Origin of the sequence: Henriciella litoralis, assembly GCF_002088935.1 — a bacterium.
GTDB lineage: Bacteria > Pseudomonadota > Alphaproteobacteria > Caulobacterales > Hyphomonadaceae > Henriciella > Henriciella litoralis.
Window position 1 is genome coordinate 1 of record NZ_NCSS01000005.1, and the last position, 19,393, is coordinate 19,393.

Below are 19,393 nucleotides of genomic sequence, written 5' to 3' on the forward strand. Positions count from 1 at the left end.
CCATGGGCAAGGCAAAGTTTGAGCGGAACAAGCCGCACGTAAACATCGGCACGATTGGTCACGTTGACCACGGCAAGACGACGCTGACAGCAGCGATCACGATGACGCTTGCAGAAGTTTATGGCGGCGCGGCGAAGTCCTATGCGGACATCGACAACGCCCCTGAAGAAAAAGCACGCGGCATCACCATCAACACCGCACACGTTGAGTATGAGACGGAAAACCGTCACTACGCTCACGTCGACTGCCCGGGTCACGCTGACTATGTGAAGAACATGATCACCGGTGCGGCTCAGATGGACGGCGCGATCCTGGTTGTGAACGCAGCTGACGGCCCAATGCCGCAGACCCGCGAGCACATCCTGCTGGCCAAGCAGGTCGGTGTGCCTGCGATGGTTGTCTTCATGAACAAGGTCGACCAGGTTGACGACGAGGAGCTTCTTGAGCTCGTCGAGATGGAAGTTCGTGAACTTCTGTCGTCCTACGACTTCCCGGGCGACGAGATTCCGATCATTTCCGGCTCTGCACTCGCTGCTGTTGAAGGCCGCGACGAGAAGATCGGCAAGGAGAAGATCCTCGAGCTGATGAAAGCTGTCGACGAGTACATCCCGACCCCTGAGCGTCCACTGGACAAGCCATTCCTGATGCCGGTTGAGGACGTGTTCTCGATCTCCGGCCGTGGTACGGTTGTGACCGGCCGCGTCGAGACGGGCGTCATCAAGGTTGGTGAAGAAGTCGAGATCGTTGGTATCCGCGACACGCAGAAGACGACCGTTACGGGCGTTGAAATGTTCCGCAAGCTGCTCGACCAGGGCCAGGCTGGCGACAACATCGGCGCGCTGATCCGCGGTATCGACCGTGAGGGTGTTGAGCGCGGCCAGGTTCTCTGTAAGCCAGGCTCGATCACGCCGCACACGACGTTCGAAGCTGAAGCCTACATCCTGACCAAGGAAGAGGGTGGCCGTCACACGCCATTCTTCACCAACTACCGTCCACAGTTCTACTTCCGTACGACGGACGTGACGGGTGTTGTCCAGCTTCCAGCGGACAAGGAAATGGTTCTTCCAGGCGACAACGTCAAAATGGACGTTGAGCTGATCGCGCCAATCGCGATGGACCAGGGCCTGCGCTTCGCCATCCGCGAAGGCGGCCGCACCGTCGGTGCCGGCGTCGTCTCTTCGGTCAAGAAGTAAGACACCGCCAGCCAACAGGCTGACGCAAAGATCAAAGGGCCGTCTCGGAAGAGGCGGCCCTTTTTTTTGGCTTCCTAAACAAGCTCAATCGCTTTAGATTTTCAGCTCAATCCTAGATAGTTCGAGGTCATTCATGCGCCACTTGTTTGCAATTGCTGCCGGAGCATTTCTTCTCCAAATTCCCGCACATGCTGATCCTCGAAATGATGCTGAGCGGATCGTCGAACTCACAATGGGCGAAGATATCTTCGCGGCCACAGGTGACCTGATGGCAGAGCTTATGGTGGGCAGTATTCAGAATGCGGTCAGGCAGGAAGGTGGTTCGCTGAGTGATGCGGCGGCGACCAATCTGGTAGAGCTTCTAATGAATGAGATGCTGCCAGTTCTGGAGAAAGGCATGAATGAGCGCTCAGTCGATATCTATCTCGACACGCTCTCCCCGGACACGCTCGCAGTTTATCGAGCGTTTCTGGAAACGCCAGCCGGGTTAGAAGTGATCGAGCAAACTGGAACGATCATGAAGGAGTCTGAAAAGCTCGGCGGCGAAATTGCCAACGAAAATATTCAGACCATCCTCAAGGCTGTCGAGGCCCGGATAGAAGCAGATGATTGGCCGGAAGGTACGTTGCCGTCATCGAAAAAAGAGATTCGCGCCATCTTTGAAGATTAGCATTAGAGCGTGAAGGCCCAGGTGCGGGCCGGTATTCTAATCGCGATCCATTTGATGCGCGCCGAAGGCACCTGGCAGGAGCTCGGCCACTGTCATGCTTGTGGTGATGCCGGAAGTGCCTGCGAGGTGAATGACAATATCCGGCCCTGCAAACTCGGCGAGTTTCTGGCGGCACCCTCCGCATGGGGCAACGGGTGTGTCGGCTTCGGCATAGACAAGCACTTCAAGGATCTCGGTTTCGCCTGCGGCAACCATGGCGCTGATAGCGCCGCCCTCGGCGCAGACGCCTTCTGGAAAGGCGGCGTTCTCGACATTGCAGCCGATATGGATGCCAGACGCGGTGCGAATCGCTGCGCCGACTCGGAAACCGGAATAGGGCGCATGGGCATTTTCGCGGACGTCGCGCGCGGCAGTCAGAAGCTCGTCACTCATAAATATGCGATCCTGATGGCTATTCAGGCCAACTATAGGACGTTATGAAGGGGATAATAGCTATCCGGTGCCGTATTCGAGCGCGTCGCCCCCCTCGCTGACAGCTCGCTGTAAAGAATCCGCGCGCAAGTGTTGACGGCACCCCTGTAATCTCATACACCCCGCCCTTCGAAAGGTCGGCTGTGCCAGTTTCAGGCAAACGCTTCCTACCGAACTGAACAATTCGAGCCGAATGCGTCCGGGCGCTCCATTGCGTGCGCCTTGGCGCGACATTCATGTTGACGGGATACCGTACGATGGAAAAACAAAATATCCGGATCAGGCTGAAAGCCTTCGATCACCGCGCCCTCGACATGTCGGCGAAGGAGATCGTATCCACTGCAAAGCGCACAGGCGCTGATGTTCGTGGACCAATTCCGCTGCCGACACGTATTGAGCGCTTCACTGTGAACCGCTCGCCGCACATCGACAAAAAGTCCCGTGACCAGTTTGAGATCCGGACTCACAAACGCATTCTCGACATTGTCGACCCAACTCCACAGACCGTGGACGCGCTGATGAAGCTCGACCTGTCTGCCGGCGTCGGCATCGAGATCAAACTTGAGGGAGCGCGCTAATATGGCACTTCCGGCTTCCCGTACCGGTGTTGTCGCCCGCAAGCTGGGCATGACCCGTATCTTCAACGAGAACGGCCGCCACATTCCTGTGACGGTCCTGTCGCTTGACGGTTGCCAGGTCGTTGGCCTGCGCACCGACGAAGACCGTGAGGTCAGCGTCAATCGCGGCAAGAAGAAAGAAAAAACCACGGTTACCCGCAATGATGGCTACAAGGCTGTTGTGATGGGTGCTGGCGAGGCGAAAGCCAAGCGCACGGCGAAAGCCCAGCGTGAAGCCTTTGCGAAGGCTGGTGTGGCGCCTAAGCGCAAGCTCGTGGAATTCCGCGTTGCTGCAGACGAGATGCCAGAGATTGGCGCTGAGGTCCTCGCGGACCATTTCGTTGCTGGCCAGCGTGTTGATATTGCCGGCGTCTCGCTCGGTAAGGGTTTCTCTGGTGCGATGAAGCGCTGGAACTTCGGCGGTCTTCGCGCCACTCACGGTGTTTCGATCTCTCACCGTGCCCACGGTTCGACTGGCCAGTGCCAGGACCCGGGCAAGGTGTTCAAGGGCAAGAAGATGGCTGGTCACTACGGTGTCGAGCGCGTCACGGTCCAGAACCTCGAAATCGTTCGCACCGATGCAGAGCGCGGCCTGATCCTGGTCAAGGGCGCGATCCCTGGTCATGACGGCGCCTATGTTGAAGTGCGTGATGCAGTGAAGAAGGCGATCCACGCTGATGCGCCTGCTGCCGGATCATTCCGCGGCAAAGATAGCGCAGCTGACAATGCAGAGGCTGGTGAATAATGGAACTCGACGTCAAAAATCTCGACGGCAAGGCCGCTGGCAAGGCAACTGTTGATGAGGCCATCTTCGGCCTGACCGACATCCGCTCCGACCTGCTTCACCGTACGGTTCGCTGGCAGCTCGCCAAGCGCCAGGCCGGTACGCACAAAACCCAGACCCGTGATGAAGTTTCGGTTACGACCAAAAAGTTCATCCGTCAGAAGGGCTCGGGCGGCGCACGTCACGGCTCCCGCAATGCTGGCATCTTTGTCGGTGGTGCGGTTGCTCACGGCCCACGCGTTCGTAGCCACGCTCACGAGCTTCCAAAGAAGATCCGCAAGCTCGCGCTTGCTCACGCGCTGTCTTCCAAGGTCAAGGACGGTTCGCTGATCGTTCTCGACGATGCGAAGATGGATGCGGCCAAGACCAAGGATCTGCTCGGCAAGTTCAAGGCGCTCGGCGTCGAGAACGCGCTGATCATCGGCGGCACGGAAGTTGATTCGAATTTCGCTCAAGCTGCTCGCAACATCCCGAACATCGACGTGCTGCCAGTTGCTGGCCTGAACGTCTATGACGTGATGCGTCGTCGCCAGCTGGTAGTCACCAAGGATGCCCTCGAAGGCATCGGCGCCCGTTTCGAGGCGAAAGCCGGGAAAGGTAAGTAAGCCATGGCTGACGTGAAAGCACACAATTACGACACGCTGCTTGCTCCGCACATCACGGAAAAAGCAACGCTGCTCGCTGAAGAAAACAAGATTGTCTTCTCGGTTCCTCTTTCGGCTAACAAGAAAGAGATCAAGGAAGCTGTCGAGACCCTGTTCAAGGTGGACGTGACCAAGGTCAATACCATCAAGGTCAAGGGCAAGACGAAGCGCTTCCGCGGCAAGCTCGGCTTCCGCTCCGATACCAAGAAGGCCATCGTGACACTGAAAGACGGTCAGTCCGTCGACATCACGACCGGACTGTAGGAGAGCAAGATGGCACTCAAGACTTTCAATCCAACGTCGCCAGGCCAGCGCCAGCTGGTCATCGTCGACAAGTCGGAGCTTCACAAGGGGCGCCCGGTCAAAGCACTGACCGAAGGTCTCACGAAGTCCGGTGGACGTAACAACCGTGGTCGCGTTACCGTTCGCGGTATCGGTGGCGGCGCCAAACGCCTCTATCGCAAGGTCGACTTCAAGCGTAACCGCTGGGACATCGCTGCGACTGTCGAGCGTCTGGAATATGATCCGAACCGCACCGCTTTCATCGCGCTGATCAAGTACGAAGATGGCCTGCAGTCCTACATCATCGCGCCGCAGCGTCTTGCTGTTGGTGACACGGTGATGACGTCGAAGACGGCAGACATCAAACCGGGCAACACGCTTCCGCTGAAGAACATCCCGGTTGGCACGATCATCCACAATGTTGAGATGAAGCCTCAAAAGGGCGGTCAGATCGCACGTTCGGCAGGCACTTATGTGCAGCTTGTCGGCCGCGATGCAGGCTATGCGCAAATCAAGCTGTCTTCGGGCGAGCTTCGCATGGTTCCTGATAGCTGCCTGGCCACTGTCGGTGCTGTGTCCAACCCGGACAACATGAACAAGGTTCTCTCGAAGGCCGGTCGTTCACGTTATCTTGGTCGCCGCCCGAAAGTTCGCGGCGTTGCCATGAACCCGGTCGATCACCCGCACGGTGGTGGTGAAGGCAAGACGTCCGGTGGACGTCACCCTGTCACCCCATGGGGCAAGAAAACCCGCGGTCCTAAAACCCGCAAGACCCAGGCTTCGGATCGTCTGATCATCCGTCGCCGTAACGCGAAACGCTAAGGAGCGAGAGAGTTATGCCACGTTCCGTCTGGAAAGGCCCGTTCGTCGACGGCTATCTGCTCAAGAAGGCAGAGAAGGCTCAAGCTGCTGAGCGTCGCGAAGTTATCAAGACCTGGTCACGCCGGTCGACCATCATGCCACAATTCGTGGGCCTGAATTTCCAGGTTCACAATGGCAACAAGTTTGTCCCAGTTCTCGTCTCCGAGGAAATGGTGGGTCACAAGTTCGGCGAGTTCGCGCCGACACGTACCTATTATGGCCACGGCGCCGACAAGAAAGCCAAGAGGAAGTAGGCCATGGGAAAGGCAAAGAATCCTCCGAAGCAGGCATCTAACGAGTCACGCGCAGTTCTGCGCATGTACCGTTCCAGCCCGCAAAAGCTGAACCTGCTTGCGCAGCAGATCCGCGGTCTTCCAGTTCAGAAGGCAATGGATGAGATGAAATTCTCGCGCAAGCGTGCCGCGAAAGACGTCTACAAGACGCTCTATTCCGCGATGTCGAATGCCGAGAACAATCACGGCCTCGATATTGACAGCCTTGTGGTCGCAGAAGCGCATGTCGGCAAGAACCTCGTCATGAAGCGCATTCGCGCCCGTGCTCGTGGCCGTGCCGCGCGCATCGTCAAACCTTTCTCGCAGCTCACCATCGTTCTGCGCGATTCATCAGTTGAAGCGGAGGCCGCGTAATGGGTCAGAAGATTAATCCAATCGGGTTTCGTCTGGGCGTTAACCGGACCTGGGACAGCCGTTGGTATGCAGACTCTGCAGACTATGGCCGTCTCGTCCACGAAGACCTGAAGATTCGCAACACGATCAAGAACGAGCTTAAGCAAGCTGGTATCTCGCGCATCATCATCGAGCGTCCGCACAAGAAGTGCATTGTCACGATCCACACAGCCCGTCCGGGCCTCGTGATCGGCAAGAAGGGCGCTGACATCGAAGTGCTTCGCAAGAAGCTCTCGAAGCTGACGCAAGACGAAGTTCGCGTGAACCTTGTCGAGATCCGCAAGCCTGAGATTGACGCGACCCTGGTCGCTGAAGATATCGCCCGCCAACTTGAGCGCCGGGGTTCTTTCCGCCGCGCGATGAAGCGTTCGATCCAGAACTCGATGCGTCTCGGCGCACTTGGTATTCGCGTGATGGTCGCTGGCCGTCTTGGCGGCGCCGAGATCGCGCGGACCGAGCAGTATGCTGAAGGCTCCGTGCCGCTGCACACACTGCGCGCCGACATCGACTATGGCACCGCCGAAGCAGCGACGACCTATGGCATCATTGGTGTGAAGGTCTGGATCTACAAAGGCGAGATCATGGAACACGATCCGATGGCACAGGACAAGAAGGCCGAAGATTCCGGCCAGGCCCGTGCCCGTAGCACCAACCAGCGTGGACCGGCTTCCGGCCCGCAAGGCGCAGGAGCTTAACAGATGCTGCAGCCAAAACGCACCAAATACCGTAAGGCCTTCAAGGGCCGGATCACGGGAACTTCCAAGGGCGGTACCTCGCTCAACTTCGGAAGCTTTGGCCTTAAGGCTCTTGAGCCTGAGCGCGTCACTGCGCGTCAGATCGAAGCCACACGCCGTGCCGTGACCCGCGAAATGAAGCGTCAGGGTAAAGTCTGGATCCGCATCTTCCCGGACACGCCGGTAACGGCAAAGCCGATCGAAGTTCGTATGGGTAAAGGTAAGGGCTCGGTTGACCGTTGGGTTGCCCGCGTTGCACCTGGCCGCATCCTGTTCGAGATCGACGGTGTTCCGGATGCAGTTGCCATCCAGGCCCTGAAGCTCGGCGCTGCGAAGCTGCCGATCAAGACCAAAATCGTTAAGCGCATCGAGGGGATCTAGTCATGAAAACCGCTGATATGCGTTCAAAGAGTGGCGACCAGCTGAAAGATCAGCTCGTTCAGCTCAAGAAAGAACAGTTTAACCTCCGTTTCCAACAGGCCACTGGCCAGCTGGAAAAGACGGCCCGCATGAAGGAAGTCCGCCGCGATATCGCTCGCGTCAAGACGCTTCTTCGTGAGCAGGCCAAAGCGGAAGCAGAGGCGTAGGAGAAAGTCATGCCGAAACGCGTAATGGAAGGCGTTGTGGTGTCCACGAAGCAGGACAAGACGGCTGTGGTCCGCGTTGACCGCACCTTCCTCCACCCTGTGATGAAGAAAATCGTGCGCCGCTCGAAAAAATATCACGCTCACGACGAGGCAAATGTTGCCGTCGAAGGACAGCGTGTAACGATCCAAGAGTGCCCACCGCGCTCGAAACTCAAGACCTGGGAACTGGTCGCAAGCGAAGGGGCTGATTCATGATCCAGATGCAATCCAACCTTCGCGTGGCCGATAACTCCGGTGCTCGCCGCGTCCAGTGCATCAAGGTGCTGGGTGGTGCAGGCCGTCGTTATGCCTCCGTTGGTGACATCATTGTGGTGTCGATCAAGGAAGCGATCCCGACAGGTCGCGTGAAGAAGGGTGACGTTCGCCGCGCTGTCGTCGTTCGCGTCGCCAAAGATATCAACCGCCCCGACGGTTCAACCATTCGTTTCGACACCAACGCTGCTGTGCTGGTGAACAACAATGGCGAGCCGATCGGTACCCGGATCTTCGGACCGGTTCCACGCGAACTTCGCGCCAAGAACCACATGAAGATCGTTTCTCTGGCTCCGGAGGTCCTGTAACCATGGCTGCCAAGGTGAAAAAAGGTGACCGCGTTATCGTCATCGCGGGCCGCAACAAGGGCGCAAAGGGTGAAGTGCTGAAAGTGCTTCCTTCCGAGAACCGTGTTGTTGTCCAGGGTGTCAACGTCGTGAAACGCCACCAGCGTCCAAGTCAAATGGACCCAGGCGGCATCAAGACGTTTGAAGCGCCGATCCACGTATCGAACGTTTCGCTCGTGGATCCCCGCGACGGAAAAGCGGTACGGGTTGGTTTCAAGGTAGACGAGCATGGGCGCAAGACGCGCTATGCCAAACGTTCTGGCGAGTCGATCGATGTCTAAGAATTACGAACCACGTCTGAAGACGAAATACAAAGAGCAGATCCGCGAGAAGTTGCAGGAGCAATTCAGCTACTCCAACGACATGCAGGTTCCCAAGCTCGACAAGGTCGTGATCAACATGGGTGTTGGCGAAGCTGTCGCTGACTCCAAGAAGATCAAGACGGCGCTTGCCGAACTCGAGAAGATCTCAGGCCAAAAGCCTGTGCCTACGAAAGCACGCAAGTCGATTGCCGGCTTCAAGCTTCGTGAAGGCATGATCATCGGTGCAAAGGTCACGCTTCGCCGCGACCGTATGTACGAGTTCCTGGACCGTCTGACCAATATGGCGCTGCCACGCGTGAAAGACTTCCGTGGCCTGAATGGCAAAAGCTTTGATGGCCGTGGCAACTACGCGATGGGCCTGAAGGAACAGATCGTCTTCCCTGAGATCAATTACGACGACATTGAAGACATTCGCGGTATGGACATCATCGTCTGCACCACTGCTAAAACGAACGAAGAAGCCAAGGCACTGCTCTCGCATTGCGGCTTCCCGTTCCGGAACTAGCGCTTGAGGACGAAACACAATGGCTAAGAAAAGCGCAATTGAGAAGAACGAGAAGCGTCGCCGCATGGTCGCAAAGTATGCGGCTCGCCGGGCGAAGCTCAAAGCGATGGCGATGGATGAAGACAAGCCCCTGGAAGAACGTTTCCAGGCACGTCTGAAGCTCGCAGCGCTCCCGCGGAATTCCGCACCGAGCCGCGTTCGCAATCGTTGTCAGGTAACCGGCCGTCCGCGCGGTTACTATCGCAAGATGAAGATGTCGCGTATTGCGCTTCGTCAACTCGGTTCGCTCGGCATGGTGCCGGGTCTCGTAAAGTCCAGCTGGTAGGAAAGGAGGACCAAGATGAACATTTCCGATCCCCTTGGCGATCTCCTGACCCGTATCCGCAATGCGCAGATGCGTGGCATGACGAAAGTCGTCTCCCCATCGTCGAAGCTCCGCATCCGGGTACTCGATGTGCTGCAAAGCGAGGGTTACATCCGTGGTTACACGGAAGTCGAGAAAGACGGCCACAACAACGTCGAGATCGAACTCAAATACTTCGATGGCGCACCTGTCATCTCCGAAATCCGTCGGGTTTCGAAGCCAGGTCGTCGTGTTTATTCATCGGTGAATGATCTGCCGCTGGTCCGTAACGGACTGGGCATCTCCATTCTCTCTACGTCCAAGGGTGTCATCTCTGACGCCGTTGCTCGGAACGAGAATGTGGGCGGCGAGATCCTTTGCCGGGTATTCTAGGACGAGGATGAACTGATATGTCCCGTATTGGAAAACTCCCGATCGCTGTCCCGAACGGCACAACCGTCACTCTGAACGGCAACACGATTGAAGCGAAAGGCCCCAAGGGCAATCTTTCCTTCACGGTGTCCGACCTGATGACGGCTGAGCTGAAGGACGGTGAGGTCACCATCATGCCGCGTGCAGATTACGTCGAAGAGGCGAATGCACGTATCAAGGCAAATGATGAGAAGGGTCGCAAGAAGATGACCTTCGCTGAAGCGCTGGACCCAAAAGTCCGCACGCAGTGGGGTACAGCCCGCGCGAACGCAGCGAACGTTGTTGAAGGCGCCTCGACTGGCTTCACCAAGACGCTTGAACTCGTCGGCGTTGGTTACCGCGCACAGATGCAGGGCAATGACCTGAAACTGTCGCTGGGCTATTCGCATGACGTCATCTTCAAGGCGCCTGAAGGCATCAAGATCGAGTCCTCGAAGCCGACCGAAGTGATCGTGTCGGGTGCAGACAAGCAGGCCGTTGGCCAGGCTGCTGCCGAGATCCGTCAATTCCGCAAACCTGAGCCGTTTAAAGGCAAGGGTGTCCGCTATGCTGGCGAATACGTCCGCCGCAAGGAAGGCAAGAAGAAGTAATCGCCATGAAGACGACACGCGAAAAGACACTCCGCCGCGCACAGCGCAACCGCAACAAGCTGCGTAAGCAGGCCAATGGACGTCCACGTCTGTCGGTTGCTCGCTCGCACAAGAACATTTCTGTCCAGATCATCGATGACGAGAAGGGCCTGACAGTTGCTGCTGCGTCCACGCTCGAAACCGATCTTCGCGGCAAGCTGAAGTCCACAAGCGACATTGCGGCTGCACAGAAAGTTGGCGAACTGATCGCCGAGCGCGCCAAGAAAGCCGGTGTTGAAGACGTTGTCTTCGATCGCGGCGGCTACATGTTCCATGGCCGGGTGAAAGCCCTGGCAGACGCCGCCCGTGAGGGCGGCCTGAAGTTCTAGGAGGCCATTATGGCAGACGAACAGGGCAGAGGTCGTGGCCGCGGACGCGGACGCAACGATCGCCAGGAAGAGCAGAGCGAACTCGTCGACAAGCTCGTCGGGATCAACCGTGTGGCCAAGACGGTGAAGGGCGGCAAGAACTTCGGTTTCGCTGCACTCGTCGTTGTGGGTGACCAGAAGGGCCGTGCAGGCTTCGGCAAGGGCAAGGCCCGCGAAGTGCCAGAAGCGATCCGCAAGGCCACTGAAGAAGCCAAGCGCAACCTGGTTCGCGTTCCACTTCGTGAAGGCCGCACGCTTCATCATGATGGCAAAGGCCGTCACGGTGCAGGCAAGGTCGTCCTGCGCGCAGCGCCTCCCGGTACTGGTGTTATCGCTGGTGGCCCGATGCGCGCCGTTATGGAAGTGCTCGGCATCCAGGACGTGGTCGGCAAGTCGACCGGTTCGTCCAACCCGTACAACATGGTTCGCGCAACCTTCGATGCACTGAAAGAGCAGGCAAGCCCTCGCTCCGTTGCTTCGAAGCGTGGCCTGAAGGTCCAGGATATTGTTGGCCGCCGCACCGATGGTGCGTCCGAAGCCGGCATTTCCGAAACCGCCTGATTTAGAGAAGGGATCTGATGATGGCAAAGAAGCAAGCAGACACGATCAAGGTTCGCCAGACTGGCAGCCCGATCCGCCGCAAGCCCGAGCAGCGCCAGACCCTGGTTGGTCTCGGCCTGAACAAGATCGGCCGTGAGCGTGAGCTCGAGAATACACCGGCCGTGCAGGGCATGATTGCGAAGGTGTCACACCTTATTGAAGTCGTAGAAGAGTAGGCGTATAGGGGCGACCCTTTACTGCGCCAGTCAGGATTAGAGCGATGAAACTCAACGAACTCTCCCCGGTACCGGGTTCAACACACAACCGCCACCGCGTTGGCCGCGGTGTTGGCTCTGGCAAGGGCAAGACTGGCGGACGTGGTGTCAAAGGTCAGAAGGCACGTTCAGGCGTGGCCATCAATGGCTTTGAAGGCGGCCAGATGCCGATCTACATGCGTCTGCCAAAGCGTGGCTTCACAGCGCGCAGCTCCAAGTCACATGCTTGGGTCAACCTTGGTCGTCTGACCAAGGCGATTGAAGCTGGCAAGCTGAAAGCCGACGACATCACCGAAGAGACGCTTCTGTCGTCCGGTGTCGTGCGCCGTGCCAAAGACGGTATCCGTCTTCTGGCGAAAGGTGACGCGCCGAAAAATGCAAACATTACAGTGACGGGTGCCAGCAAGGCAGCGATCGAAGCGATCGAGAAGGCCGGTGGCAAAGTGACGCTCACCGCGCCAGTAGCTGCGGAAAAAGCAGAGTAACACCAGCTTTTTCCTCTACACACCTTCACAAACACGATTTCGCCGCCAATGTTGGCGGCGATTTCATATCTGGTAGGAGGGTCACTTGGCCACAGCCGCAGAGCAAATGGCGCGCAACATGAATTTCGGTACTTTTGCCAAGGCGAAAGATCTTCAGGCCCGAATCCTGTTCACGCTCTTCATCCTCATTCTGTTCCGCCTCGGGACATACATCCCTGTGCCAGGGGTGGACCCGAGCCAGTTCGAGCAAATCTTCGCCAACCAGTCTGGTGGGATGCTCGGGTCGCTGAACATGTTTTCTGGCGGCGCCATTGAGCGGATGAGTGTCTTCGCACTCAACGTCATGCCGTACATCACCGCGTCGATCATCGTGCAGATGATGACGTCGGCCATCCCTTCGCTTGAAAAGTTGAAGAAAGAGGGCGAGGCGGGCCGCAAACAGATCAACCAGTATACGCGTTATCTGACCGTGGCGTTTGCCCTGTTCCAGGGCTTCGGGATCGCCATGAGCCTTTCCAGTGTTGCCTATGATGGCATCGCCAGCTGGTTCTTCGTGGTTACGGCTGTATCGACCTTTGTTGGCGGTACAATGTTCCTGATGTGGATGGGTGAGCAGATCACCGCACGCGGCATTGGTAACGGTATTTCGCTGATCATCTTTGCCGGCATTATTGCCGAGATGCCGAAAGCCATCTTCAACCTGTTTGCCAATTCCCGCTCTGAAGGCGTGAACGTGGTCATGGTTCTTGGTGTGCTGGTGCTCGTGATTGCGCTGGTTCTGTTCATCGTCTTCATCGAGCGGTCGCAGCGCCGGATCCTGATCCAGTATCCGAAGCGCCAGTCCGGCAATCAAATGCAGCAGGGGCAATCGTCCTTCATGCCGCTGAAGCTGAACACATCCGGTGTTATTCCGCCGATCTTCGCCATTGCCATCCTGATGCTGCCGCTGACGGCTGTGGGCCTGATGGGCGGCAATACGATGGCGGACCCGAATCAGACCGCTGAAGCCAGCACAGGCATCCTCCAGTGGCTCGCGCTGAACTTCTCGCCGGGGAGCTGGACCTACATCATGACCTACGGTGTGCTGGTCGCGTTCTTCTGCTTTTTCTACACGTCCATCATGTTCAATCCGCAAGAGACCGCGGACAATCTGCGCAAGTATGGCGGCTTCGTCCCAGGCATCCGTCCGGGTAAGAACACAGCGGCCTATTTCGATTATGTCCTGACGCGTCTGACGACGATTGGCGCCGTCTATCTGGTCTTCGTCTGTCTTCTGCCGGAGATACTGAGACGATATGTTCCGGGAATTCCTTTCTACATCGGTGGTACTTCGCTACTGATCGTTGTATCCGTCACGATGGATACAGTGACACAGATACAGTCCCACCTGATCGCGCATCAGTATGAAGGGCTGATCAAGAAATCCCGCCTGGGAGGAAAGCGCAAGAAATGAACCTGATACTGTTTGGTCCGCCCGCGGCAGGCAAAGGTACGCAAGCCAAGCGTCTGGTCGAAGAGCATGGCTATGTACAACTCTCAACCGGCGACATGCTTCGTGCGGCCCGTGCGTCGGGTTCTGAGCTTGGCAACCGCGTTGCAAAGATCATGGATGAGGGCGGTCTGGTCTCGGACGAGATCGTCATCGACCTGATCGATGAGCAGCTCGACAGCCACAAGGGCGCGGCCGGGTTCATCTATGATGGCTTCCCCCGCACGCTTGGACAGGCCAAGGCGCTCGACCGATTGCTTGAGTCGCGCGGCAGCAAGGTGGACCGTGTGATTCGCCTTGTGGTGGACGAGACCCAGCTGATGGCGCGCGTGACGAAGCGTTTCGCAGAGCAGGGACGTAAGGACGACAATCCAGAGACGTTCGCGTCCCGTCTGGAGAAATACAATCAGGATACAGCCCCGCTTTTGCCGTTTTACGCTGAACGCGGTATCCTTCGCGAAGTCGATGGAATGGCGAGTATCGAACAGGTCACCGAAGGCGTCGAGAAGGCGCTGAAAGAGACCGCATAAAGCCGCATTTCACCAGTTGACGCGGTGATTTGCACGACTATAACGACGCTCTTCGTTAAGAGGTCGGGTTCGCGCGCGCGATGCGTTTGTTTTCGTTTCGCGCCGGGCTCGCTTTCGGCAGTTTAGGAGACAGGCCTTGGCCCGTATTGCAGGCGTAAATATTCCAACGAACAAGCGTGTCGAAATCGCGCTTCGTTACATTCACGGTATCGGGCCTACGAAGGCTCGTGAGATCACCGAAAAGATCGGCATCGAGTCACACCGTCGTGTGGCCGACCTGACCGACGCGGAAGTGATCCAGATCCGTGAGTCGATCGATTCTGACTATCTGGTTGAGGGTGACCTCCGCCGTGAGGTCTCCATGAACATCAAGCGTCTGATGGACCTTGGCTGCTACCGTGGCCTTCGCCACCGCAAGCGCCTGCCGGTCCGCGGTCAGCGCACGCACACCAACGCACGTACCCGCAAGGGTCCAGCGAAACCAATCGCTGGCAAGAAGAAGTAGGACAAGACCGATATGGCTCGTGATACGACCCGCGTTCGCCGCCGCGCCCGCAAGAATATTTCTTCCGGCGTTGCTCATGTGAATTCGAGCTTCAACAACACCATGATCACCATCACCGATGCGCAGGGAAATGCTATTTCCTGGTCTTCGGCTGGCACCATGGGGTTCAAGGGCTCGCGTAAATCCACGCCTTACGCAGCGCAGGTTGCTGCTGAAGATGCGGCGAAGAAGGCTCAGGAGCACGGGCTCCAGACGATCGAAGTCAACGTTCGTGGTCCAGGCTCAGGCCGTGAGAGCGCGCTCCGTGCGCTTCAGGCGGCTGGCCTCACCATCACCTCGATCCGTGACACGACCCCAATTCCGCACAATGGATGCCGCCCACCGAAACGCCGCCGCGTCTAGGTTAGAGCCGTCCATCCATTTCAAGACCAAGGAGGCCATGAATGGCCGATACTGCGACCAGCGTGAATGACCGTAACTGGAAAGAACTGATCCGCCCCAACCGTCCAAAGGTTGAAACGGGCCGGGATCCACGCCGTCATGCCAAGCTCGTTATCGAACCGCTCGAGCGTGGCTTCGGCACGACGCTCGGCAACGCGCTTCGCCGCGTGCTGCTCTCCTCGCTTCAAGGCGCCGCAATTACCGGCGTTCAGATCGATGGTGTTGTTCATGAGTTCTCGTCCATTCCGGGCGTGCGTGAAGACGTCACCACGATTGTGCTGAACCTCAAGCAAATCGCCATCGACATGGTTTCGGATACGCCGAAGCGCATGGTCCTGAAGGCTGATGGCAAGGGCGAAGTCAAAGCCGGTCAGATCGAGACGTCGGGCGATGTGAAAATCCTCAACCCAGACCTCGTCATCTGTACGCTGGATGATGGCGCTTCGGTTCGCATGGAATTCACGGTTGCAACCGGCAAGGGCTATGTGCCTGCCGACCAGAGCCGTCCGGAAGATGCGCCAATTGGGTTCATTCCTGTCGATGCGATCTACTCGCCGGTTCGCCGCGTGGGTTACAGCGTCGAGGACACCCGTGAGGGTACGGTCCTCGACTATGACAAACTGTCCCTGTCGATTGAGACAGACGGTTCGATCACGCCAGAAGATTCGGTCGCTTATGCTGCCCGTATCCTTCAGGACCAGCTTCAGCTGTTCATCACCTTCGATGAGCCAGAAGCCGAAGCCTCCTCGTCCACCGAAGAGACCGATCTGGGCTTCAACCCGGTCCTTCTCAAGAAGGTCGACGAGCTGGAACTGTCCGTGCGTTCGGCAAACTGCCTGAAGAACGACAACATTGTTTACATCGGTGACCTGATCCAGAAGTCCGAGGCGGAAATGCTCCGCACCCCGAACTTCGGCCGCAAGTCGCTGAACGAAATCAAGGAAGTCCTCGCTGGTATGGGGCTACATCTCGGCATGGAAGTGCCGGATTGGCCACCAGAAGACATCGAGGCACTCGCCAAAAAATACGACGACCACCTCTAAGAGTCCGCCCGGGAGGGCGCACAGGAGACCGAAATGGCCCATGGAATTGCACATCGCAAGCTGAACCGCACCTCATCGCACCGTAAGGCGATGTTCGCGAACATGGCATCCTCGCTCATCGAACATGAGCAGATCGTGACCACGCTCCCGAAAGCGAAAGAGCTTAAGCCGATCATGGACAAGCTCGTGACGCTGGCGAAAAAGGGCGATCTCGCCTCGCGCCGTCGGGCGATTGCTCAGATCCGTAACAAGGAAGCCGTCCAGAAACTCTTCGAAGTTTTTGGGGATCGCTACAAGGATCGCAATGGCGGTTACACGCGCGTTCTGAAAGCTGGCTACCGTCACGGTGACAACGCACCTGTCGCTGTCATCGAGCTGGTTGACCGCGACGAAGACGCCAAAGGCGCCAAGGATCGTGCCCGTCACGAAGCTGAACTGGAAGCGATGGACGAATAGGTTCGTCTGCCTTTCCCGAATTGAAGAGCCCCGTTGGTCAAAACCAGCGGGGCTTTTTCTTGCCCGATAGGTAAGTTGGACGTTAAGTAGAAATTGGGGTTGTGGAGACGACTGGGTCAGATGGAAGAGGTCGACAGGTTCCGAAAGCGGGTGCGCAGCTATGCTGGGTTCTTCATGGTGGTCGGCGTCCTGCAGATCGTGATGGGAGCTGCGGGGTATCTTCGTGCCGACTATCTGACAGTGTATGAAGAGATCTTCTACTGGATATCCGGTGCCTTTTTCGTCGCCGGGGCAATCATGGCGTGGAATGGGGCGCGCTCTGGCGCGATCTTTATCCTGCTCTGGATCATCCTGCTATTCGTGAACCTGCTCAGCACTGATGAGGTCACGCTGGTCAGTCTTTTCCGGATTCTCGCTTATCTGACGCTCTCGATCCTGATGTGCGTGAACGCTTTCCGGCATTGGCGCGCGGCCCGGAAGACAGGGGCCATGCCGGTTCGAGGGGCTGCGTGGCTGCGATGGGCCGGTCTTGCCATTGTTTTACCGGTTGGCGCACTCTGCGTGTCACTCCTCGCTTATTCCTTGATGCCCCAATCGGTGAGCGTAGCGATCTTGTCGGGTGAGGACATTCCGGATGATCAGCTCGCCTGGATGCGAAATCAGGAATTTCTATATTCAGGAGAGACGCCGCTTCTATTCTATTCTCATGGTCTGGCCTCCATTGCGGAAGACGGCAACTTATTGACCGACCGATTTGTCGGGTCATGGTCGACGGATGCAGACGGGAATCTTGGGTCAGCCTGGGCATCGCTAGGGACGATCTGCGAGGTCGCGCAAACGCAGGTCGCCGGCGTCTTTGGTATTAAGGCCTACAGTATTGAGGCTGTAGGTCTCGAGGAACCTTTCGATATCTGGTTGCCCGTTGGCGACCCCCTTCACGAAAGCTTCCTACAACGTCTGGACTATCTCAATGATCACAATGGCAATGCAGAACTGAAGGCGGCCTGCGCTGAAGATCGAGCGGTAAACTGGGACGAAGTCTCACGCCAAAACGGACTGCCATTGGGATATGTGGATGGTGCCGACCTCAAGTCGTCAACGCTGAACTGGCTACGTGGGGCGAAGTTTCTCACAACCGATGAAACGCCCCTCTGGATGCTCACACATGCCCGGTTCAGGCTGGAAGAGGATGGCATGCTGATGACGGACATGTATTTCGGTGGTTGGGAAGAAGAAGCCGGTGGCCTTGACGCCATCTGGTTTGAGCATGGAGCACTCTGTTCCATCGAGGAAATTGAGGCAGACTCAGATGAGGCCGATATTGGATACAAGCTTGCGGGGCCTGGCGAGCACCGTACCTTCAAGATCATGCTGCCTCGGGCCGATGAGGATACGCCGCGCAAAATTGCCGAGCTTCGCGAATTCACCGATCGCTACCAAACCGAAGCCCATAAGACCGCCTGCGAAACCGGCATCGACCCGACGGGGAGCTCGGCTTCGACGGAAACTGCCGATGGGCAGGGAGAGGCCGCTCCGTAATCCAGAGACTTTCCGTTAAAGCCCGAGCTGGGCCTTGGCGAGGATGTTGCGCTGGATTTCGTTTGAGCCGGCATAGATGGAGCCAGCCCGGTCATTGAGAGATTTTGGCGCCATCGTCACGAAGGCATCCGGGCCAATAAGGCCCTGATTGGTCGGGTGCCGGGTGACGACCGGGCCGCCGGTCTTGGTATGCTCTGGCTGGAAGGGCTGCACGTAGCGGCCAGCAAGATCCAGCCCGATCTCTGTGAGGCGCTGGCTGAGCTCGGTGCCTCTGATCTTCATCATCGAGGCTTTAAGGCCGGGTGAGCCGCCGCCGGACAGCTCAGACATCATCATAAGCTCTGCCGCTTCCAGTGTCGTGGCATCGACTTCTGCCGCCGTCAGCGATTGATCCAGCTCGGGGGAGAGGGCGCCAAGCTCGCGCGCGGCCTTCCGCAGGCCTGCGATCCGCTGCAACAGGCGAGGGCCATAGGATGAGCCACCGCGCTCGAACTCAAGCAGGTATTTGGCGACCGTCCAGCCCTTGTCGACCTCGCCGACGACGTTTGCTTTCGGCACGCGGACATCATCAAAGAAGACCGCATTCTGAATATGTTCGCCAGACAGCATGATGATGGGGTCAACGCGCACGCCGGGCGACGTCATGTCGATCAGCAGGAAGGTGATGCCGGTCTGCGGCTTACCGCTCGAATCGGTGCGCACCAGGCAGAACATCATGTTCGACTCGTGCGCGTGCGTGGTCCAGATCTTGGAGCCATTGCAGATGAAGTCGTCGCCATCCGGGACGGCAGACATTGAGAGCTGTGCGAGATCAGAGCCCGCATGTGGCTCTGAATAGCCCTGGCACCAATAGTCTTCCCCTGACAGGATGCGTGGGAGGTAATGCGCTTTCTGTTCAGCCGAGCCATGCCCGATCAGGGCAGGGCCACACATGCCGATGCCCATGGGCGAGAGCGGCGGCGCGCCAGCCTTGGCCATCTCGACGTCGAAGATGTAGCGTTGGGCGACAGTCCAGTCACAGCCACCATATTCGACGGGCCATGACGGGGCCGCCCAGCCCTGTTGGACAAGAATAGCTTGCCAGGCGAGGGCGGTTTCCTTGTCTGAATAGACGCTGGTCATTCGCGATGTGTACTGGCGCAGTTCTGGCGTCAGCTTGTCGGACAGGAAGTCCTGCACCTCGATGCGAAAGGCTTCTTCTTCCGAGGTAAAGGAAAGTCTCATCTGGCACGCCTCCTGTTTGGAGAACATGTTCGCTGCCACGGTGCGCCTGACAAGCCATGACGCCGCGTCCGCTCACCT

General features: G+C 57.7%; 32 protein-coding genes. 30 read left to right on the forward strand and 2 right to left on the reverse strand.

Translation table 11 applies throughout. The features are described 5' to 3' along the window. Positions 1-2: 2 nt before the first annotated feature. Both tuf and B8783_RS03200 read left to right on the forward strand, forming a co-directional pair. Positions 3-1,193, forward strand: coding sequence for an elongation factor Tu (gene tuf, locus B8783_RS03195; RefSeq protein ID WP_084417748.1), 1,191 nt, complete (start codon positions 3-5; stop codon positions 1,191-1,193). 133 nt (positions 1,194-1,326) lie between these two features. Continuing rightward, positions 1,327-1,863: a DUF2059 domain-containing protein gene (locus tag B8783_RS03200; protein WP_084418351.1), complete on the forward strand. Its 537-nt coding sequence runs from the start codon at positions 1,327-1,329 to the stop codon at positions 1,861-1,863. Positions 1,864-1,899: 36 nt separating this feature from the next. On the opposite strand, the gene B8783_RS03205 is transcribed toward B8783_RS03200, so the two are convergent. Continuing rightward, complete coding sequence (locus B8783_RS03205) at positions 1,900-2,295, reverse strand: cytidine deaminase (protein ID WP_084418352.1); 396 nt, start codon at positions 2,293-2,295, stop codon at positions 1,900-1,902. A gap of 296 nt (positions 2,296-2,591) precedes the next feature. On the opposite strand from B8783_RS03205, the gene rpsJ reads away from it, so the two are divergent. From rpsJ to B8783_RS03345, 28 genes are all read left to right on the forward strand, one after another. Further along, positions 2,592-2,912: a 30S ribosomal protein S10 gene (gene rpsJ, locus B8783_RS03210; protein WP_018146788.1), complete on the forward strand. Its 321-nt coding sequence runs from the start codon at positions 2,592-2,594 to the stop codon at positions 2,910-2,912. Between the two features lies 1 nt (position 2,913). After that, positions 2,914-3,696, forward strand: a complete 783-nt coding sequence (rplC, locus tag B8783_RS03215; protein WP_084418353.1) for a 50S ribosomal protein L3 — start codon at positions 2,914-2,916, stop codon at positions 3,694-3,696. Then, positions 3,696-4,340 (forward strand): 50S ribosomal protein L4, encoded by a 645-nt coding sequence (gene rplD, locus B8783_RS03220; protein ID WP_084418354.1) that lies wholly within the window; start codon positions 3,696-3,698, stop codon positions 4,338-4,340. Before rplC ends, rplD begins: the two co-directional genes overlap by 1 nt. Positions 4,341-4,343: 3 nt before the next feature. Further along, positions 4,344-4,643, forward strand: coding sequence for a 50S ribosomal protein L23 (locus B8783_RS03225; RefSeq protein WP_084418355.1), 300 nt, complete (start codon positions 4,344-4,346; stop codon positions 4,641-4,643). A 9-nt stretch (positions 4,644-4,652) separates the two neighbouring features. Continuing rightward, entirely contained in the window at positions 4,653-5,483 is an 831-nt protein-coding gene (gene rplB, locus B8783_RS03230) for a 50S ribosomal protein L2 (protein ID WP_084418356.1), read from the forward strand. A gap of 14 nt (positions 5,484-5,497) precedes the next feature. Next, on the forward strand, positions 5,498-5,776 hold the full coding sequence (rpsS, locus tag B8783_RS03235; RefSeq protein ID WP_084418357.1) for a 30S ribosomal protein S19: 279 nt from the start codon (positions 5,498-5,500) through the stop codon (positions 5,774-5,776). A gap of 3 nt (positions 5,777-5,779) precedes the next feature. Continuing rightward, positions 5,780-6,169 (forward strand): 50S ribosomal protein L22, encoded by a 390-nt coding sequence (gene rplV, locus B8783_RS03240; RefSeq protein WP_084418358.1) that lies wholly within the window; start codon positions 5,780-5,782, stop codon positions 6,167-6,169. Next, positions 6,169-6,903, forward strand: coding sequence for a 30S ribosomal protein S3 (rpsC, locus tag B8783_RS03245; RefSeq protein ID WP_084418359.1), 735 nt, complete (start codon positions 6,169-6,171; stop codon positions 6,901-6,903). Before rplV ends, rpsC begins: the two co-directional genes overlap by 1 nt. 3 nt (positions 6,904-6,906) lie before the next feature. Then, complete coding sequence (gene rplP / locus B8783_RS03250; RefSeq protein WP_084418360.1) at positions 6,907-7,323, forward strand: 50S ribosomal protein L16; 417 nt, start codon at positions 6,907-6,909, stop codon at positions 7,321-7,323. Positions 7,324-7,325: 2 nt separating this feature from the next. Continuing rightward, positions 7,326-7,529: a 50S ribosomal protein L29 gene (rpmC, locus tag B8783_RS03255; RefSeq protein ID WP_084418361.1), complete on the forward strand. Its 204-nt coding sequence runs from the start codon at positions 7,326-7,328 to the stop codon at positions 7,527-7,529. 9 nt (positions 7,530-7,538) lie between these two features. After that, complete coding sequence (gene rpsQ / locus B8783_RS03260) at positions 7,539-7,784, forward strand: 30S ribosomal protein S17 (protein WP_084418362.1); 246 nt, start codon at positions 7,539-7,541, stop codon at positions 7,782-7,784. Continuing rightward, a complete protein-coding gene (rplN, locus tag B8783_RS03265; protein ID WP_084418363.1) occupies positions 7,781-8,149 on the forward strand; it encodes a 50S ribosomal protein L14 in 369 nt (122 codons plus the stop codon). The genes rpsQ and rplN overlap by 4 nt, the downstream gene beginning before the upstream one ends. Before the next feature lie 2 nt (positions 8,150-8,151). Continuing rightward, a complete protein-coding gene (gene rplX / locus B8783_RS03270) occupies positions 8,152-8,469 on the forward strand; it encodes a 50S ribosomal protein L24 (RefSeq protein WP_084418364.1) in 318 nt (105 codons plus the stop codon). After that, entirely contained in the window at positions 8,462-9,016 is a 555-nt protein-coding gene (gene rplE, locus B8783_RS03275; protein ID WP_084418365.1) for a 50S ribosomal protein L5, read from the forward strand. Before rplX ends, rplE begins: the two co-directional genes overlap by 8 nt. Before the next feature lie 19 nt (positions 9,017-9,035). After that, the gene (rpsN, locus tag B8783_RS03280) at positions 9,036-9,341 is read left to right on the forward strand and encodes a 30S ribosomal protein S14 (RefSeq protein WP_084418366.1); all 306 of its coding nucleotides are present in this window, start codon (positions 9,036-9,038) and stop codon (positions 9,339-9,341) included. A gap of 15 nt (positions 9,342-9,356) precedes the next feature. Continuing rightward, positions 9,357-9,752, forward strand: a complete 396-nt coding sequence (gene rpsH, locus B8783_RS03285) for a 30S ribosomal protein S8 (protein ID WP_084418367.1) — start codon at positions 9,357-9,359, stop codon at positions 9,750-9,752. A 17-nt stretch (positions 9,753-9,769) separates the two neighbouring features. Beyond that, complete coding sequence (gene rplF / locus B8783_RS03290) at positions 9,770-10,381, forward strand: 50S ribosomal protein L6 (RefSeq protein WP_084418368.1); 612 nt, start codon at positions 9,770-9,772, stop codon at positions 10,379-10,381. Between the two features lie 5 nt (positions 10,382-10,386). Continuing rightward, positions 10,387-10,749, forward strand: coding sequence for a 50S ribosomal protein L18 (gene rplR, locus B8783_RS03295; RefSeq protein ID WP_084418369.1), 363 nt, complete (start codon positions 10,387-10,389; stop codon positions 10,747-10,749). Between the two features lie 9 nt (positions 10,750-10,758). Next, entirely contained in the window at positions 10,759-11,349 is a 591-nt protein-coding gene (gene rpsE, locus B8783_RS03300; RefSeq protein ID WP_084418370.1) for a 30S ribosomal protein S5, read from the forward strand. Positions 11,350-11,369: 20 nt separating this feature from the next. Then, the gene (gene rpmD / locus B8783_RS03305) at positions 11,370-11,564 is read left to right on the forward strand and encodes a 50S ribosomal protein L30 (RefSeq protein WP_084418429.1); all 195 of its coding nucleotides are present in this window, start codon (positions 11,370-11,372) and stop codon (positions 11,562-11,564) included. A 44-nt stretch (positions 11,565-11,608) separates the two neighbouring features. Further along, positions 11,609-12,088: a 50S ribosomal protein L15 gene (gene rplO, locus B8783_RS03310; protein WP_084418371.1), complete on the forward strand. Its 480-nt coding sequence runs from the start codon at positions 11,609-11,611 to the stop codon at positions 12,086-12,088. An 85-nt stretch (positions 12,089-12,173) separates the two neighbouring features. Next, positions 12,174-13,541 carry a preprotein translocase subunit SecY gene (secY, locus tag B8783_RS03315; protein ID WP_084418372.1) on the forward strand — a complete coding sequence of 456 codons (1,368 nt, stop codon included), beginning with the start codon at positions 12,174-12,176 and terminating at the stop codon, positions 13,539-13,541. Next, positions 13,538-14,107, forward strand: coding sequence for an adenylate kinase (locus B8783_RS03320; protein WP_084418373.1), 570 nt, complete (start codon positions 13,538-13,540; stop codon positions 14,105-14,107). Before secY ends, B8783_RS03320 begins: the two co-directional genes overlap by 4 nt. 136 nt (positions 14,108-14,243) lie before the next feature. Continuing rightward, positions 14,244-14,612: a 30S ribosomal protein S13 gene (gene rpsM / locus B8783_RS03325; RefSeq protein ID WP_084418374.1), complete on the forward strand. Its 369-nt coding sequence runs from the start codon at positions 14,244-14,246 to the stop codon at positions 14,610-14,612. 12 nt (positions 14,613-14,624) lie between these two features. Further along, a complete protein-coding gene (rpsK, locus tag B8783_RS03330; RefSeq protein ID WP_084418375.1) occupies positions 14,625-15,014 on the forward strand; it encodes a 30S ribosomal protein S11 in 390 nt (129 codons plus the stop codon). 62 nt (positions 15,015-15,076) lie between these two features. Then, complete coding sequence (locus tag B8783_RS03335) at positions 15,077-16,096, forward strand: DNA-directed RNA polymerase subunit alpha (RefSeq protein WP_084418430.1); 1,020 nt, start codon at positions 15,077-15,079, stop codon at positions 16,094-16,096. A 33-nt stretch (positions 16,097-16,129) separates the two neighbouring features. Further along, the gene (gene rplQ, locus B8783_RS03340; RefSeq protein WP_084418376.1) at positions 16,130-16,552 is read left to right on the forward strand and encodes a 50S ribosomal protein L17; all 423 of its coding nucleotides are present in this window, start codon (positions 16,130-16,132) and stop codon (positions 16,550-16,552) included. Positions 16,553-16,651: 99 nt separating this feature from the next. After that, positions 16,652-18,091 (forward strand): hypothetical protein, encoded by a 1,440-nt coding sequence (locus B8783_RS03345; RefSeq protein ID WP_139792226.1) that lies wholly within the window; start codon positions 16,652-16,654, stop codon positions 18,089-18,091. Between the two features lie 15 nt (positions 18,092-18,106). Here B8783_RS03345 and B8783_RS03350 read toward each other — a convergent pair whose 3' ends face one another. Further along, on the reverse strand, positions 18,107-19,315 hold the full coding sequence (locus B8783_RS03350; protein WP_084418378.1) for an acyl-CoA dehydrogenase family protein: 1,209 nt from the start codon (positions 19,313-19,315) through the stop codon (positions 18,107-18,109). Positions 19,316-19,393 lie beyond the last annotated feature (78 nt).

Bases quoted from the DNA above. Each gene is read 5' to 3' on its own strand.
- tuf (WP_084417748.1), top strand. From the start codon at position 3: ATGGGCAAGGCAAAGTTTGAGCGGAACAAGCCGCACGTAAACATCGGC.
- B8783_RS03200 (WP_084418351.1), top strand. From the start codon at position 1,327: ATGCGCCACTTGTTTGCAATTGCTGCCGGAGCATTTCTTCTCCAAATT.
- B8783_RS03205 (WP_084418352.1), bottom strand. From the start codon at position 2,295: ATGAGTGACGAGCTTCTGACTGCCGCGCGCGACGTCCGCGAAAATGCC.
- rpsJ (WP_018146788.1), top strand. From the start codon at position 2,592: ATGGAAAAACAAAATATCCGGATCAGGCTGAAAGCCTTCGATCACCGC.
- rplC (WP_084418353.1), top strand. From the start codon at position 2,914: ATGGCACTTCCGGCTTCCCGTACCGGTGTTGTCGCCCGCAAGCTGGGC.
- rplD (WP_084418354.1), top strand. From the start codon at position 3,696: ATGGAACTCGACGTCAAAAATCTCGACGGCAAGGCCGCTGGCAAGGCA.
- B8783_RS03225 (WP_084418355.1), top strand. From the start codon at position 4,344: ATGGCTGACGTGAAAGCACACAATTACGACACGCTGCTTGCTCCGCAC.
- rplB (WP_084418356.1), top strand. From the start codon at position 4,653: ATGGCACTCAAGACTTTCAATCCAACGTCGCCAGGCCAGCGCCAGCTG.
- rpsS (WP_084418357.1), top strand. From the start codon at position 5,498: ATGCCACGTTCCGTCTGGAAAGGCCCGTTCGTCGACGGCTATCTGCTC.
- rplV (WP_084418358.1), top strand. From the start codon at position 5,780: ATGGGAAAGGCAAAGAATCCTCCGAAGCAGGCATCTAACGAGTCACGC.
- rpsC (WP_084418359.1), top strand. From the start codon at position 6,169: ATGGGTCAGAAGATTAATCCAATCGGGTTTCGTCTGGGCGTTAACCGG.
- rplP (WP_084418360.1), top strand. From the start codon at position 6,907: ATGCTGCAGCCAAAACGCACCAAATACCGTAAGGCCTTCAAGGGCCGG.
- rpmC (WP_084418361.1), top strand. From the start codon at position 7,326: ATGAAAACCGCTGATATGCGTTCAAAGAGTGGCGACCAGCTGAAAGAT.
- rpsQ (WP_084418362.1), top strand. From the start codon at position 7,539: ATGCCGAAACGCGTAATGGAAGGCGTTGTGGTGTCCACGAAGCAGGAC.
- rplN (WP_084418363.1), top strand. From the start codon at position 7,781: ATGATCCAGATGCAATCCAACCTTCGCGTGGCCGATAACTCCGGTGCT.
- rplX (WP_084418364.1), top strand. From the start codon at position 8,152: ATGGCTGCCAAGGTGAAAAAAGGTGACCGCGTTATCGTCATCGCGGGC.
- rplE (WP_084418365.1), top strand. From the start codon at position 8,462: ATGTCTAAGAATTACGAACCACGTCTGAAGACGAAATACAAAGAGCAG.
- rpsN (WP_084418366.1), top strand. From the start codon at position 9,036: ATGGCTAAGAAAAGCGCAATTGAGAAGAACGAGAAGCGTCGCCGCATG.
- rpsH (WP_084418367.1), top strand. From the start codon at position 9,357: ATGAACATTTCCGATCCCCTTGGCGATCTCCTGACCCGTATCCGCAAT.
- rplF (WP_084418368.1), top strand. From the start codon at position 9,770: ATGTCCCGTATTGGAAAACTCCCGATCGCTGTCCCGAACGGCACAACC.
- rplR (WP_084418369.1), top strand. From the start codon at position 10,387: ATGAAGACGACACGCGAAAAGACACTCCGCCGCGCACAGCGCAACCGC.
- rpsE (WP_084418370.1), top strand. From the start codon at position 10,759: ATGGCAGACGAACAGGGCAGAGGTCGTGGCCGCGGACGCGGACGCAAC.
- rpmD (WP_084418429.1), top strand. From the start codon at position 11,370: ATGGCAAAGAAGCAAGCAGACACGATCAAGGTTCGCCAGACTGGCAGC.
- rplO (WP_084418371.1), top strand. From the start codon at position 11,609: ATGAAACTCAACGAACTCTCCCCGGTACCGGGTTCAACACACAACCGC.
- B8783_RS03320 (WP_084418373.1), top strand. From the start codon at position 13,538: ATGAACCTGATACTGTTTGGTCCGCCCGCGGCAGGCAAAGGTACGCAA.
- rpsK (WP_084418375.1), top strand. From the start codon at position 14,625: ATGGCTCGTGATACGACCCGCGTTCGCCGCCGCGCCCGCAAGAATATT.
- rplQ (WP_084418376.1), top strand. From the start codon at position 16,130: ATGGCCCATGGAATTGCACATCGCAAGCTGAACCGCACCTCATCGCAC.
- B8783_RS03350 (WP_084418378.1), bottom strand. From the start codon at position 19,315: ATGAGACTTTCCTTTACCTCGGAAGAAGAAGCCTTTCGCATCGAGGTG.